Annotated in this window: 9 protein-coding genes; 5 read left to right on the forward strand and 4 right to left on the reverse strand. The window is 46.9% G+C overall.

Annotation, left to right across the window (positions count from 1 at the left end; genetic code table 11):
- The first annotated feature begins 201 nt into the window (after nucleotides 1–201).
- The gene (locus IEV61_RS11395; RefSeq protein ID WP_229747105.1) at nucleotides 202–2,496 is read left to right on the forward strand and encodes a mechanosensitive ion channel family protein; all 2,295 of its coding nucleotides are present in this window, start codon (nucleotides 202–204) and stop codon (nucleotides 2,494–2,496) included.
- Between the two features lie 237 nt (nucleotides 2,497–2,733).
- On the opposite strand, the gene IEV61_RS11400 is transcribed toward IEV61_RS11395, so the two are convergent.
- Nucleotides 2,734–5,769, reverse strand: a complete 3,036-nt coding sequence (locus tag IEV61_RS11400) for a ligase-associated DNA damage response DEXH box helicase (protein WP_229747106.1) — start codon at nucleotides 5,767–5,769, stop codon at nucleotides 2,734–2,736.
- A gap of 76 nt (nucleotides 5,770–5,845) precedes the next feature.
- Here IEV61_RS11400 and IEV61_RS11410 point away from each other — a divergent pair, with 76 nt between their 5' ends.
- From IEV61_RS11410 to truA, 3 genes are all read left to right on the forward strand, one after another.
- Nucleotides 5,846–6,487 carry a hypothetical protein gene (locus IEV61_RS11410; protein ID WP_188416719.1) on the forward strand — a complete coding sequence of 214 codons (642 nt, stop codon included), beginning with the start codon at nucleotides 5,846–5,848 and terminating at the stop codon, nucleotides 6,485–6,487.
- Nucleotides 6,488–6,557: 70 nt separating this feature from the next.
- A complete protein-coding gene (locus IEV61_RS11415) occupies nucleotides 6,558–6,932 on the forward strand; it encodes a YciI family protein (protein WP_188416722.1) in 375 nt (124 codons plus the stop codon).
- Nucleotides 6,933–7,108: 176 nt separating this feature from the next.
- Nucleotides 7,109–7,942 carry a tRNA pseudouridine(38-40) synthase TruA gene (truA, locus tag IEV61_RS11420; protein ID WP_229747107.1) on the forward strand — a complete coding sequence of 278 codons (834 nt, stop codon included), beginning with the start codon at nucleotides 7,109–7,111 and terminating at the stop codon, nucleotides 7,940–7,942.
- On the opposite strand, the gene IEV61_RS11425 is transcribed toward truA, so the two are convergent.
- Nucleotides 7,939–9,072, reverse strand: coding sequence for an acyltransferase family protein (locus IEV61_RS11425; RefSeq protein WP_188416723.1), 1,134 nt, complete (start codon nucleotides 9,070–9,072; stop codon nucleotides 7,939–7,941). The genes truA and IEV61_RS11425 overlap by 4 nt on opposite strands.
- Nucleotides 9,073–9,128: 56 nt before the next feature.
- Between IEV61_RS11425 and IEV61_RS11430 the strand changes: the two genes are divergently transcribed.
- Nucleotides 9,129–10,310 (forward strand): anhydro-N-acetylmuramic acid kinase, encoded by a 1,182-nt coding sequence (locus IEV61_RS11430; protein WP_308472326.1) that lies wholly within the window; start codon nucleotides 9,129–9,131, stop codon nucleotides 10,308–10,310.
- A 222-nt stretch (nucleotides 10,311–10,532) separates the two neighbouring features.
- On the opposite strand, the gene IEV61_RS11435 is transcribed toward IEV61_RS11430, so the two are convergent.
- Both IEV61_RS11435 and IEV61_RS11440 read right to left on the reverse strand, forming a co-directional pair.
- The gene (locus IEV61_RS11435) at nucleotides 10,533–11,951 is read right to left on the reverse strand and encodes an amidohydrolase family protein (RefSeq protein ID WP_229747108.1); all 1,419 of its coding nucleotides are present in this window, start codon (nucleotides 11,949–11,951) and stop codon (nucleotides 10,533–10,535) included.
- 13 nt (nucleotides 11,952–11,964) lie between these two features.
- Nucleotides 11,965–15,081: an amidohydrolase family protein gene (locus tag IEV61_RS11440; RefSeq protein ID WP_188416725.1), complete on the reverse strand. Its 3,117-nt coding sequence runs from the start codon at nucleotides 15,079–15,081 to the stop codon at nucleotides 11,965–11,967.
- Nucleotides 15,082–15,533 lie beyond the last annotated feature (452 nt).

Consider the following 15,533-nt stretch of genomic DNA (forward strand, 5'->3'; position numbering starts at 1 on the left):
AGTCCAATTATTCAAACTCATCTAACCATCTGAAGATTATTCAAAATCAAGTTAGCTAAAACCGTTCTATGAGATGGTTGTATAAATAGTTTAATTAAAATTACCTGTAATGGGTTAACTGCCTAATTGAATATGAGCAAATCCATCCCGAATCAATACAAATTCATTAAAGTAATTATATTTTTTTTAACGTTTGTTTGTATGCTTTTGGTTGCCCCGCTTGCCCACGCGCAAGACTCCACCAAAACGCCAACTGATTCGGCACAAACCATCCCCGATACTTTACTTTTCCGCATCCAAAAGGCACAGGCCGCTATTACCGAAATTAATGCCACCAACAAAAGAGGGTATGGTATTGATAACATCCGTACCGGCCTGGCCGAAGTAAATAAAGACATAGCCCCGGTAAAAAAAGACCTGGATATGGCGCGCAAGGTTATCGACTCAAAAAGCCTGCTGAGTTACAACCTCATCTTAAAAGATGCCTTAACTAAGCTAACCGACTGGCGTACGGCTTTATCCAAGTACAATAACAACCTACAAAACCTATCCGAAAAAGTAATAGAACTCAGCAACGATTCGGTGCTGATGGTGACCGCCAGAGATACCACCGAAAAGCGGCTTTACAACAAGCAACTGGTTGATATAAAGCTGCGTTTGCAAACCGCGGGCAAAATTACTACGGCCAAGCTCGATACCATAAGCCGCCTGCTGGCCGATGTTTCGGCCTCGTACTTAACCGTTACCGATCTGCAGAATGTAATTAACGACAGGCTGCGCCAATCAGGGCAAAATGCGCTGAGCCGCGAGTCGCCTTACATCTGGTCAGCCCCGGCAAAGAACGAGGATGGCAGCAGTATTGGCGACCTTATCAGGACGTCGTACAGCGGTCAAAACAAGATATTGGGTTATTTTATCGACTCCACCTGGGATAACCGCATTCTGCTTTTCCTGGCCGGGTTGGTCTTCTATATCTGGGTTTACCGTAATTATAAAGGTGCCCGCAAACCCGAAAGTAAGCAGCAATTAGGGGAGTTAACCTTTACTTACCTTAAGCCTTACCCCATACTGGCCACGCTTATGGTGATGCTGAACCTAACGCCGCTTTTCGAGCCCGATTCTCCCTCCATGTACATTGAGCTTACACAGTTTTTACTGTTGGTGGCCGTTACCATACATTTCTGGAAAACACTGGCCAAAAGCGATCTCAACTACTGGCTCCTTATTGTAGCCCTATACGTAGTTATTATTGTAACTACCAGTATGGTACACGATGCCATATGGATGCGTTTATTATTGATGGCGCTCAACTTTGTGGCCATTTATATTGGGGTTTACTTCTACAAAAAGCTGTTAAAAGCTAACATTGCCGAACGGTTAATAAAGCCCATCATCATTATTTATGTAGGGCTAAATGTGCTTTCTATTGTGCTCAATATTTTTGGCCGCATTAGCTTAGCCAAGGTTTGCAGCACAACGGCCGTTATCGGGCTTACGCAAATAATCGGGCTGGCGGTATTTGTTCAAACCCTTACCGATGCCCTTGAACTGCAAATTAAAGTAAGTTCGTGTAATAACGGGTTGTTCTCGCGTATTAACCTGGCTAAAACCCGTGCTTCGTTCAAAAAAATACTTTCTGTAGTAGCGGTAATTTTGTGGCTGCTGGTGTTTTTAATTAACCTGAGCATTGCAGGTGGCGTGTTTGCTTTACTGCATAATTTATTGGTTAAGCAGCGCAGTTTTGGCAGCGTAACCTTTACCCTGAGCAATGTGCTTTTCTTTGGCGTAATTGTTTACCTGGCTAATATGTTGCAAAAACATATAGGCGTGCTGTTTGGCGAAAGTAGCGTAACCTTCGATGAAAAAACGGAGCACAAAGGCTCAAAGCTGGCGCTGATCAGGCTTATCATCATTATTATTGGTGTGTTGCTGGCTGTTACGGCATCGGGTGTGCCTTTAGATAAGCTGACCGTGGTTTTAGGTGCCTTGAGTGTGGGTATTGGTTTAGGAATGCAAAACATCGTGAATAACTTTGTATCGGGCATCATCCTTATTTTTGAAAAGCCTTTTCGCATAGGCGATTATGTAGAACTGGCCGACAAAAAAGGCAAGGTGCAGGATATTGGCATCCGCTCCAGCAAAATGCTGACCCCGCAGGGTTCGGAGGTGATCATCCCTAACGGCGACTTGCTCTCTGGCCGTTTGGTGAACTGGACGCTGAGCAACGATTATCTCAAAGCAGAAGTTATCTTTAAAGTGCCTGTGGATACCGACCTAACGGCTATCAGTAAAATTATTGAAGAAGAAATAGGCAAAACCGATAATACCGTTAAAAATCTCCCACCCGAAATATTGGTAAATACCATTGCCGCCGACAGTGTGGAATTAAAAATACTGGTTTGGATAACCAATATTTACAGCGAAGCAAGCTTTAAAAGCGATCTGCTCAAAAAGCTGTTGCCAAGGTTTAAAGAGATGCAGGTGAAAATTATGTAGTTTTAATCCTGTCATTTCGAGTGCTAACGAGAAATCTTGTTACTCCGTGCATGTTGTTTATGTTGCCATTCGAACAAGATCTCTCACTATCGTTCGAGATGACAGGGTTCGTAAAAAAAACGTCATTGCGAGGAACGAAGCAATCCCTGCGGAGAAAAGTAGCCCACCACCTATCGTGCAGAGATTGCTTCGTACCTCGCAATGACGGGTTTTTCAAAAAGCATGAGGTAAAAGCCTTTATAAAAACTTGCGCCTCTTTTTATACGGCTTAGGCGGTTCAATGGGTTCAGGTTCTTCTTCGGGGCCTAACTCCAGCGAATCGTAGCGGCGGGCCATTTTGGCCACACGTTCCTCAAGGCTTTCCATAGTTAGTTTTTCGCGCAGGCGGTCAACCATAATGGGGAAGGCAAAAGGAGTGGGGCGGTCAACTGTTTTAATGATGATCTCCTGGTGCTGTATACGCTGCAGGGCTTCGCGCAGCCTGAACTCTTCCAACTGGAAAGCCAGCGCCTCGTTATAAGCCTGCCTGATGAGTAAGTTGTTGGGTTCATATTCCCTGAATACATCAAACAACAACCCGGTGCTGGCTTGCAAATGCCTGTTCTTTATCGGCTGACCGGGATAGCCTGTAAATACTAAACCGCCAATGTGAGCAATATCCCTGAAACGGCGGCGGGCCATTTCGTTAGCGTTCAGGCTATTTTGAATATCTTCTATAAGGTTGTGAATGCTGAAGAGGTCTTCTTCCAGTGCTTCCATTAAGGGGATGGGTTCATCCGTAAGCAACTCGAAGCCATAATCGTTCATGGCAATGCTGTAGGTGGCTTTCTTGATCTTGGCAATACGATAGGCCAGTAGCGAAGCCATTCCCTCATGCACTAACCGCCCTTCGAACGGGTAAAAGAACAAATGATGTCCATCGCGCGATTCAAATGATTCTATCAGCAGGTCGGTCTTTTTAGGTAAGTGCGACAGTTGCTCCTGCATATTAAATAGCGAGCGCAGAGCCACCACCTCTTCGTCTTTTTCGAGGTGGTGAGCTACCTCGTCCAGCTTTTCGCGTAACACTGAAGATAGCTGCGATGATAGCGGCATTCGTCCGCCTGCCCAGCTGGGGATGATTCCCTTGGTTTTGTTCGATTTTTTGACAAAGGCCGTCATCTCCTTCAACTGCACAAACTCCAGGCTGCGGCCTGCAAACCAAAAGGTATCGCCTGGTTTAAGGCGCGATATAAACCCTTCTTCAATAGAACCCAAACTGCCGCCATGCAGCATTTTAACCCGCAGGCTTACACTGCTGGTAATGGTACCAATGCTAAACCGGTGGCGCATAGCAATGCGGCGGCTGTTTACCTTGTACAGTCCGTCTTCAACTTCCACCTTTAAAAACTCATCGTATTGCGATAGCGTGGCACCTCCGGTAGTTATAAACTCCAGCAATTCGCCAAACTCGCTCTCGCGCAAATCGGCAAATGCATAAGTGCTTTTAACTTCTTTGTATAACTGATCGGCCCTGAAGCCATCGCTTACCGCCAAGGTAACCATGTATTGGATTAACACATCAATAGCCAGTAATATAGGATCGCGGCTTTCAAAATTGACGTTGGTAATTGCCTGTTTTAATGCAGCACCTTCCAATAGTTCCAGCGAATGCGTTGGGATAAAATAAGCTTTAGATACCGCGCCCGGATGGTGACCGCTCCGCCCTGCACGCTGCATAAAACGGGCTACCCCTTTAGGGCTGCCCACCTGCACCACGGTATCTACCGGCCTAAAATCGACACCTAAATCCAAACTTGAGGTACAAACTACCAGTTTTAAAGCACCCTGGTGCAGGGCGGCTTCTACCCAGTTGCGTAACTCATTATCCAGCGATCCATGGTGCATGGCCATGATGCCCGCATACTCGGGGTAATTATCCAATATAGCATGATACCAAATTTCAGATTGTGCACGGGTGTTGCAAAAAATCAACGTCGTCTTGCTGCCCGCCACAATCTCCATTACCTCAGGTAATAGCTTCAATCCAATATGGCCCGTCCACGAATAATTATCAATATCCTTCGGGATAACCGACCGTATATCCAGCTTCTTGCTGATGTTGGCCCTCACCATCCGCATCCTGTCTTTCGGAAAGTTATTACCCAACAATACCTCGGCCGCCTGCTCCAGGTTACCAATGGTTGCGCTGATACCCCAGATTACCCCTCCCCAGCCCTCCCCAAAGGGGAGGGGGTTAACTTCAGCACTGGTTCCAGGCTCTTCGATACTGCCTTTGTTTAACAATGAAACATTGATCTGCTCCAGTACGCCATCAAGATTGGTCAGTACGTCGTTGTTTGTAAACCTAATTACGCGATAACCCTTTTCATTCAAATAAGAGGTTCGCTCTTTATCGAGTATATATTGTTCCGATTCAGAATGATACCCACCATCAACCTCAATTACCAGGTTCTTTTCCAAGCAAACAAAGTCGGGTATGTAATTACCTACTAAATGCTGCCGCCTAAAGCGGTAACCCAAATTTTTTCTTCTCAAATGTTGCCACAACACATTTTCTGCCTCAGTTGGTACTTGGCGCATTTGTTTGGCATTGTCAATATTCGTATTCCAAGTCAACGCATCCGTAGTATGATACCCCGGGTATGTATCCTGCACAGGCTCTTTTTGTACAAGCTTCTCCAAGAGATTTTCATCCCCCCCTCCTTTGGAGGGGGCCGGGGGGAGGTTCTTCAACCTCGACAACCCCAACTCCACCTGCACGCCACGTTTGGTGCCCAGGAGTTCGTGCCATTCGTCTATCACCACCACTTGCAGGTGCTGAAACATTTTGGGATAATCTTTTTGGGCCAGCATGAGGTGCAGGCTTTCGGGGGTGGTAAGTAGTACTTCGGGTAGTTTTTTGCGGAGGGCCTGCTTTTCGGCAGCAGAGGTATCGCCCGTGCGGGTGCCTATGCGCCAGGGGAGTTCCAGCTCGTCGCACACTTCCTGCATAGCCTTGCGGATATCGTTGGTCAAAGCTCGCAATGGCGTAATCCACAACATGAGCAGGCCGTTGTTTTTGCGCGTTTTATAAGTGTCGGGGTACTGGTTAATGTAGCCTACCAAAAAGGGAAGAAACAAGGCAAAGGTTTTACCGCTGCCGGTAGGTGCGTTAAGCAAGCCCGAATAGCCGCCCAAATAGGCATCCTGCATTTCCTGCTGAAACGGGAACTGCTGCCAACCTTTTTGTTTAAACCATTTACCAATAATTTGCTGCCCTTTGTTGCTCATTAGATGTATACTACAAAGCAACGGTATTTTAGTTGCATGCCGAACAGTAACGGGGTTTGAACTGTATATAGTATATATGCGATATTCCATCATCATTTTAGCCTCCATGGGTTTAATGGCCTGCAATCAATCACCTAAAACAGGTGAAGCTGTTGATACGATAACTACTCATGCGCCAGATACGGTAAAGCAAGAGAGCGATACCACTGCAGCAAATAAACCGGTACCCGCCGATAAACTGATTGTTCCGGGTAAAGCCATAGGGCAAACTGCATTGGGCGAAGATGCCGCCGAGGTGTTTAAACGCTTGGGTAAACCCGATGGGGGCGATGCGGCCATGGGCAAAGCTTTATCTATTTGGTATGCCGGGCACGATACCACCGGCTATCAAACCATGATTTATACGGGAAGGCAAATGGGCACGCAAGATGACGTTGCCCGGGTAAAGCAGATCAGGGTGACATCCCCTTGGTTCATGACTGCGGAAGGGATTCATAATGGTTCAACATTGCAACAGATCAGTAAGGTGTACGAGGTTAAAAAATCGGCTACGTTTACGCTGAAAAAAGAGGCTTATGCTATTTACCGGTCGGCTAAAGGCATCGCTTTCGAAATTGACCCGCAGGAGATATGCAGGGGTATTATCTTGTTTGATGCATCATCGCAGCCGGGACAAATATACCTGCCGTTTTACAATGATATGAAGGTGGTTGAATAAAAGGAGGGCAGAAACAGCAAACTGCCTGCATTTTGAAATTATTTATATTAGAAGCATAAAATCACAGCAAATGCGCGTAATGGTACTGGTAAAAGCTACGGAAAGTAGCGAAAAAGGCTTTGAGGCAACGGCCGATACGCAGGAGTCGATGGAGGCAATGGGCCGGTTCAATCAGGAACTGATAGATGCCGGTATTATGAAAGCGGGCGACTGCGACGGGCTCACGCCATCTTCGCAGGGCAAGCGCATTGCGTTTGATGGTTCGGGGCGAACGGTTATTAATGGACCTTTCCCTCATCCGCGCGAGCTGGTTGCGGGCTACTGGTTTTGGGACGTTAAAGATATGGATGAAGCCGTTGCCTGGGTAAAACGCTGCCCTAACCCCATGCCGGTTCCCAGTGAGATTGAAATAAGACCGTTGTACACGGCAGAAGATTTGCGTTAGTTGTTTTATTTAACATACAGTTTATTAGTAACTTGTCAGTCTGAGCTTGTCGAAGACTTGTACGCTTTACTAAGTATTCGACGGGCTAACATCCAAAACAACTTCTTTGCCATGTTGAGCTTGTCGAAACATTCGCCGCTTAATCGGGCCTTCGATAAACTGACAGTTTAAAATTTGTGAAGCCATTAAACCCCATTAACCCTTTGCGTTACTTTTTTCACATTGCCTACATGGGCACCCATTACAACGGCTGGCAAAAAAACCCGGATGCACATAGCGTCCAGGCTGTTTTGGAAAAAGCATTGAGCCAGATCTTAAAAACGCCAACTTACATTGTAGGCTGTGGCCGTACCGACGCGCATGTACACGCCAGCCAGTTCTTTTTTCATATGGATGCTGAGGAAGGCTGGGATTACGACCTGCTTTTCAGGCTCAATAAATTGCTGCCCGATGATATTGCCGTTTTTGACATTATACCCATGCCGGGACTGCCGCATGCCCGTTTTGATGCCATTCAACGGTCGTACAACTACTTTATCCATCCCTATAAAGATCCGTTCTTAAACAAGGTAAGTACCCAATATGCTATTAAAGACTGGGATGTTGAGCAAATGCAGCGGGCAGCCAGCCTGTTGCTCCGCTATAACGACTACCATGCTTTTTGTGCTACACCCGATAAAAATGAGCATACCATCTGCAATATTAGCGCAGCAACAATATTTACCGATAATACCGGCGATAAACTGAGGTTTTATATCTCTGCCAACCGGTTTTTAGGCAAAATGGTGCGTACGCTTATGGGTAAACTCATAGATATTGGCACCGGGAAATTAAGCGTTGACGCATTTGAGCAACACCTTATAAACCCCTTGCTGCCGCAGGAAATAAAGCCCGCTTATCCGCAGGGCTTGCATCTGAGCAAGATTACTTACCCCTATTTAGATTTGGCCCCCAAAAGCATTTTTAGCCAAATGTTGCTGGGCGAGGCCAGTGCATGGAAGAGCGTTTAGATCTTCACTATAATGCGGCGCTTGTACATGATCCATAAAATGATCATCCACGCCAGTACGAAAGCAATAGCCCAGGCCAGCGAGGCATTAATGGGCGAGAGAAAATTTTGAAAAAAGACTTTGTAAAGGGCGCTGCCTAAACTCATATCTTCACCCTGAAAGCTGATCTGTACTTTGTTTAATGTGCGCGCCAGTAAGCCTGATGCTACGTATACCGTAATCGCATTAACACCATAAACTACCAGTGGGGTGGTCCATTTTTTATAACCCAGTACATCAACAAAAAAGTAGAACAAACTAAATACGATCAAAGCTATACCACCCGTAAACAATACGTACGAACTGGTCCACAAAGCTTTATTAATAGGGAAGGAGGCATTCCACCACCAGCCTGCACCAGCAAGCACTATGCCTGCCAGCAGCATGGCACCCACCTTGGTGCCCTCAATCATTTCCTTGCGTTTAAGCCAGGTACCGGTGAGTATACCCAGCAATGTGGTGCTCATGGCAGGCAATGTACCCAGCAAACCTTCGGGGTCCCACGTGCGCGATTGGTTCCACAAGTGGGCTGGGGTAAACAGCAGGCGGTCTAACCAGGCACCTAAATTGGTTTCGGGTTGTAAACTGGCCTGGCCGTAGCCGGGTACCTGTACACGGGTCATGAGCAGGTAGTAACCGATGAGTATCAGGATGAATAAAGCAGCTTGAATGCGGTAATCTGTTTTAACATAAATTAACCCGCAAAGCAGGTATACCAAAGCGATGCGTTGTAACACCCCCGGAATACGTACAGTGTGGAAATCCCAGTACCAGTATAGCGCCATAAATAATCCCAGTCCAAAAATAATGGCTGCCCTGCGTAGTATTTTAAGCATTAATTGGCCATGATCGGCCTGGGTTTGCTTCTTGGTTTCGAGTGCGAAAACGGTAGATACCCCCACAATGAACAAAAAGAACGGAAAAACCAGATCGGCCAGTGTGCATCCGTTCCACTCGGCATGTTCTAAGGGTTTGTAAATGTGCCCCCAATCGCCCGGGTTATTTACCAGGATCATGAACATGACCGTTAGCCCCCGAAATGCATCGAGCGAAACCAGGCGGGAGGAAGTTTTTTTGCGACGTGGAGCCATAGCGATGCTTAAATATAAGCTATTGTTTGTAGCAAACAATTTTTACCTTTAAACTTATGCTGAACGCTAACTTACAAAAGTTATTTACAATTGCTCAAAAACCCGAGCGGCTCATTATCGGCCTCATGTCGGGCACCTCGTTAGACGGGCTGGATATTGCGCTATGCCGTTTTACAGGCAGCGGTTTCGACACACGTTTTGAATTATTAGAGTTTACTACTGTACCTTACACCGATGCTTTAAAGCAAGACGTTAAGCATGTATTTGCCCAAAAACAGGTAAGCCTGGAAAAGCTGTGTTTACTCAATGCCAGTATAGCCACCCTGCATGCCGATTACATTTTGCAAGCCCTGCAAAGCTGGAACTACAAGCCAGAAAATATTGACCTTATTGCCAGTCATGGTCAAACTATTTACCATGCCCCGCAGCGCTTGCACGGGCAAATGGGTTACCCCAATGCCACCCTGCAAATAGGCGACGGCGACCATATTGCGGTAAAGACTGGCATCTTAACCCTTAGCGATTTCAGGCAAAAGCATGTTGCGGCAGGTGGCGAAGGTGCACCGCTGGCTTTATATGGTGATGTGTTGCTGGGCAGCCATCCCACCAAAAATCGAATACTGCTTAATATAGGTGGCATTGCCAATTTAACGTGGCTGCCAGCCAGTAAACAACGCATTATTTGTACCGATGTTGGCCCCGGCAACACGTTGATAGACCGCGTATGTCAGCAATATTTTAATCAGCCTTATGATGATGGCGGGCGCTTAGCTTCCGGCGGACAAGTACATCAACCGTTACTGGAGGAATTGCTTAAAGATGCATTCTTCACCCAACCTGCCCCCAAAACCACCGGCCCCGAATTGTTCAGCGCCAGCTATGTACAGCAAGCGCAGCAACGGTCCGACGCCTTAACCATTTCGCCTCAGGACCTGCTGGCCACTTTAAGTGCATTTACGGCCGAGGGCATCATCAGGTTTATTAAAGCAAACATCAATATCCAGATAGATCAACTGCTTCTAAGCGGCGGCGGGGCTAAAAATAATTTTATCGTTAACTATCTTCAGCAAGCGTTTCCTAAGGTTGAGATAGCCGACACTGGTACCATAGGCATTAACGCTGATGCCAAAGAAGCTATTTTGTTTGCACTGCTGGCTAACGAAGCGGTGGTGGGGGAGCCGATAGCTACTGGTGATAACCCGGCAGTGTTGATGGGGAAGTTTAGCTTTCCTCTATAAAAAAGAAAGGCTTGCCAATCGGCAAGCCTTTCTTTTTTATTATAAACCCCGTCATTACGAGATACGAAGCAATCTCTGCAAAAGCTGAGCGAGCTGTTCATGTCTCCGCAGGGATTGCTTCGTACCTCGCAATGACGGGTTGGGATATGGTAATGAGAAAAAGATATTGGGCAAGCAAGCAATTATCCGCTCCCCCGCACTTCTCAACCCCGCTCCCCGCAACTACTTTCCGTCTGCTTTCAATCCATACTTTTCGCTGTAGCGTTTGTACAGTTGTTTGTGCAGGTTATCTAAACTAATGGCCTTGCCTACAATGTAAGCGTTCTCCACGTTCAGGGTCAGCATGTCCAGGGCATCGCCGGTAGAGATAAATAACGTGGCATCCTTACCGGTTTCTAAAGTACCGGTCGTTTTATCAATACCTAGAATTTTAGCGTTGTTGAGCGTGATCATGGAGATAGCCTGCTCTTTAGTTAAGCCGTAGCCAACCGCTTGCCCGGCCTCAAAAGGCAGGTTGCGCTGGCGCCAGAAACCAATGCCGGTTAAGCCGTACATCACGCCGGCATCCTGCAACAGGTGGGGTAATTTGTAAGGCAGGTATACATCATCCTCGTCTTTAGCAGGCAGGGTTTGGGTTTCTTTGATGATCACCGGTACGTTATTGTCTTTCAATACATCGGTTACCAGGTAACTTTCTTTACCGCCTACAATAACGGCTTGCACGCCAAACTGCTTGGCAAAGTTTACCGCCTGGATAATCTCCTTGGCACCATCGGCATTAATAAACAGCTTTTTAGTGCCGTTAAACAAGCCCACCATAGCAGCTAAACGAACGTTGGTAACCGCAGGCTTGGTTTCGGCATAACCTTTGGCTTGCGAGAACAGGCTGCTTAACTCGTCAATGGCTTTTTGAGCACGTTCGGTGGGAGATTCCTGCGAAGCGCCCGGTACTACGAAGGCACGACGGCGGCCACCGCGGTTAGCTACCGGCCAGGTTAAGTGGATGCCGATGTCTTTTTTATAAGCTGCATCTTCCCAGTTCCAACCATCCAGCATCATTACTGATGATTGACCCGGTATGATACCGCCCTGCGGGGTAGGCTGTGCCAGCAAAACGCCGTTAGAACGTACGGTTGGTATAACCTTCGAATCGGTATTATAAGCAATGAGCGAGCGTACATGCGGGTTCAATTCGCCGGTTTCGGTTTCATCATCCGTAGCACGGATAGACTCGAACTCTACCAAACCCAAAGAAGTTATAGGGCAAATAAAGCCCGGGTAAATTTGCTTGCCCGATGCATTTACTATAGTAGCGCCGCCAGAATTTGGCGCAGTGCCTTCGCCAATGGCGGTAATTTTTCCTTTATCAAAAGCAATATAACCGTTGTTAATTACCTTACCGTTACCTACGTGGATTGTGGCACCTGTAATAACAATAGGGCCGCTTTGCGGTTTAGCCGGCATTATATTGGCCTGGCCAAACGCGAGGACTGCCGTAAGCATCAATCCTCCAAAACTTAAAAAGAAGCCCCTCCTAAATCCTCCCCGGGAGGGAGGACTTTGATTAACTCCCTCCCTTCCGGGGAGGGCCGGGGAGGGGCTTTTTAATGACATGGTTTTTTTGGTGAATATATTTTTCATTTCTGTTAACTTATTATTGATGAGACTGAACGGTGGTTTGCTTCATGTGGTTATAATCATCGGCTACGATGTACGCATCTTCTTCAACATCTTCACACTGGTAAGAACGCGGACGTTGAAACGCAGGGCGCTGGGTAGCGTTACCACGACCTTTAGACTCAATCATTTTTTGAATAATGCGGCCTTCATCGGCTTTTAAAGCTTTTTGGCTGTCGGCATCTTTAGCATAATCCCAGTAAGGGATACCGTCTACATAAGTTTTTTCGGCAACGGCGTAAATAGATAGCGGGTTGGCCGACCATAATACTAAATCGGCATCTTTACCTGCTTTCAAACTACCAATGCGGTTATCCACATGCAGCATTTTAGCTGGGTTAAGGGTTACCAGTTTCAGGGCATCTTCCTGGCTCATGTTGCCATAAGTAACGGCTTTGGCAGCTTCCTGGTTAAGGCGGCGGGCCATTTCTTCATCGTCAGAGTTAAAGCCGGTTAATACGCCAACCTCGTGCATGAGCTTACCATTGTAAGGGATAGCTTCCGCAACCTCGTACTTGTAAGCCCACCAGTCGCTAAAGGTAGAACCGGCAATTTTGCGTTTCTGCATCCCGTCGGCCACTTTGTAACCTTCTAAAATGTGAGTAAAGGTATTGATCTTGAAACCCATAGAGTCGGCCACGTGCATGAGCATGTTAATTTCCGATTGGACGTAAGAGTGGCAGGTGATAAAACGCTTGCCATCTAAGATCTCCACCAGGGCATCCAACTCCAGATCCCGGCGGGTAGTGCTGCCTTTGGCGGCACGGGCGGCTTTGTATTCTTTAGCGCGGGTAAAGGCATCAATATACACCTGCTCTACACCCATACGGGTTTGCGGGAAACGTACATTGGCATTGCCAAACTGCTGCGGACTGTTCTTTTGGGTAACGTTTTCGCCCAGGGCAAATTTTATAAAGCCATCGCTGCCTTCAAATTTCAACTGTTCGGGCATTACACCCCAGCGGTGTTTCATCAATTGGGTTTGGCCGCCAATGGCATTGGCCGAACCATGCAGAATGTGCGAAGTAGTAACCCCACCGGCCAGCTGGCGGTAAATGTTAATATCTTCGGCATCTATTACATCGGCAATACGTACTTCGGAGGTTACCGATTGCGTGCCTTCGTTAATACCGTTTGATGCCGCAATATGCGAGTGTTCATCAACAATACCAGCCGAGATATGCTTACCTGTAGCATCAATAACCTTGGCGCCACCTGCCTGCAGGTTTTTACCTACGGCTTTAATTTTGCCGTTCTCTATCAATACATCGGCATTTTGTAAAACACCTTCTTTTTCGTTGGTCCAAACGGTAGCATTTTTAAATAAAGTTGTTTCGGCTTTAGGTAGTACCACGTTGCCAAAAGCTGCAAAAGGATAAACCACCGGGCCAACCACAGGAGCTTTAGCGGTTTGCTCGGCACCTGTAGTGCCAGTTGCACCTGCGCCACCACGGCCGCCGCGGCCACCAAAGCCGCCGCCTGCCGGTGCAGTACCGGTATAAGTAGCCGTCCAGTTAACAGAACCACCATCGGGAAGTACACCGGTACCACGCATGGTAACTGGTGATAACGAAGTAATATAGCCGTTTAAACGGATGTTGCCCGAAGGCTTGTTTTTAAGATCGAAGTACAGGCTCACCAAATCGCCGGTGCGTACAATGGTACCGGTAGTGCGGGTGCTATCGGCACCGCTGCGGTTAATGTTGGCCGTGTAAGCGCCGGGTGTACCGCCAATTACTAAGTTGGTATTGGCAAAGCCGCTGCCGCTTAAGCTATAGGTACCGCGCAGATCGCTTACGTCCATTTTACTTACTGCAAATTTTTCGCCCTGTACCCAGGTTTCGTAAATGGTGTTATCGGCCTTAAATAAGTTGCCTGAAGTAATAATAAAGTTGGCCATTTTGCCTTTAGCAAGCGTGCCTATCTTATCGCTAACGCCTAACATCGAAGCAGGTATTTCGGTTAACGACAGTAAGGCTTGCTTTTCGCTCAAACCGTTGGTGATAGCGGTGCGCAAGTTGGTCCAAAAATCGCGGGCGTTGGTTAGGCCATTGGTAGTTAAGGCAAAGCGGATGCCTGCTTTTTCTAAAGTGGCCGGGTTGGTTGGGGCCAGTTCCCAGTTTTTCATTTGGCTGTAGCTAATGTTGCGGGCATCCAGTGCATCTTCCACATCATAAGCGGCCGGGAAATTTAAAGGAACAATAAAGCTGGCGTTTAAAGCCTTTACGGCATCTATTCGCTGGTATTCTTGTCCGTCGGTTTTATAAATATAAGTTTTGCCAAACTCCCTGGCTATTTTATCGGCACGGAGGATGCTTTGCACATCGCTCACCTCAAAAAATTGCGGCAGGGTTTGGGTGCGGTTAAACTCGGCTAACGAAATATTGTACTCTTTGCTTTGTCCTTTATACCAAAGGGCATCATAATAAGTTTGACGGATCAAAGCAATGCTGCCCATTAACGACGATGGGTAGTTGGTAGCGGCAGTACCCTTGCTAAAAGAGTAGTGTGCAGCAGCCTCGTCTTTGATGATCACCTCATTATCGCGGGCATCGGCCAGGCTTAACACGGCCGAGGTGCCACGGGCAATACCATCCTGAATTAAAGATTGCACGGCAGTAAAGCCATTACGTTTCATTTCTTCGGCACGGGTGGTGTTTACATGGAACATGTTCTTCACGTTCACATCGGGGCGAATGGCCTCGTTCCAGCCGTAAGGGCCGTTCTTGGTACTAACCGGAACCGATACACGGTTAAAACCGCCACCGCCTGCACCGGCAGTACGCGGAGCTTCGGGAATACCGTAAGTGGTAAAGGCATCAATTAATCCGGGGTAAATGTATTTACCTTTCAGGTCAACAGTTACATAACCCTTGGGCACGGTGCCACCGGCGGCAACCGACTCAATTTTGCCATCTTTAATAGTTAAGGTGCCATTATTAATGGTTTGAGCCGCGCTCACCACAATAGTGGCATTGGTAAATGCATATTGCCCCGATCGTACGTCCCAAGAGCCATTTACCGGGAAAGTTTCCTGGGCGTAACTCAAATGAACCATGAAAAGGGCAAAACAAGCGAGTAAAAGTTTCTTCATTTTGCAGTTTTAGTTAATTTGGCTTAAATATATTTAATAAAGTGGCTATAATAATGCGAGGTTGACATTATTATCGGGTTTGTTACATCGAAATTAAGTTTGCTGGCGATTTTTAACACTTAAACTTAAAAACAATGTCATTGCGAGCGATAGCGTGGCAATCTCCTACGCCCGGTAACATAGCATAAAGAGATTGCCACGTCGCTAACGCTCCTCGCAATGACATTTAGGTACTGGATATTTTATAAAAGCGTCATTGCGAGGTACGAAGCAATCTCTACACTACAGGTAAACCGCTTGATTAGCCAGCGCAGGGATTGCTTCTTTGTCGCTCGCAATTGTAAAGGTCAGATAATTCGGGGACAAGCTTAACTTTAAATAACTAAGTTAACTTGTTATGCGCATTAACACGAGTGATCTGACCTTAAAGCGGAACTATTTGCAGACCTACC

Source organism: Mucilaginibacter galii (assembly GCF_014635825.1).
Taxonomy (GTDB): domain Bacteria; phylum Bacteroidota; class Bacteroidia; order Sphingobacteriales; family Sphingobacteriaceae; genus Mucilaginibacter; species Mucilaginibacter galii.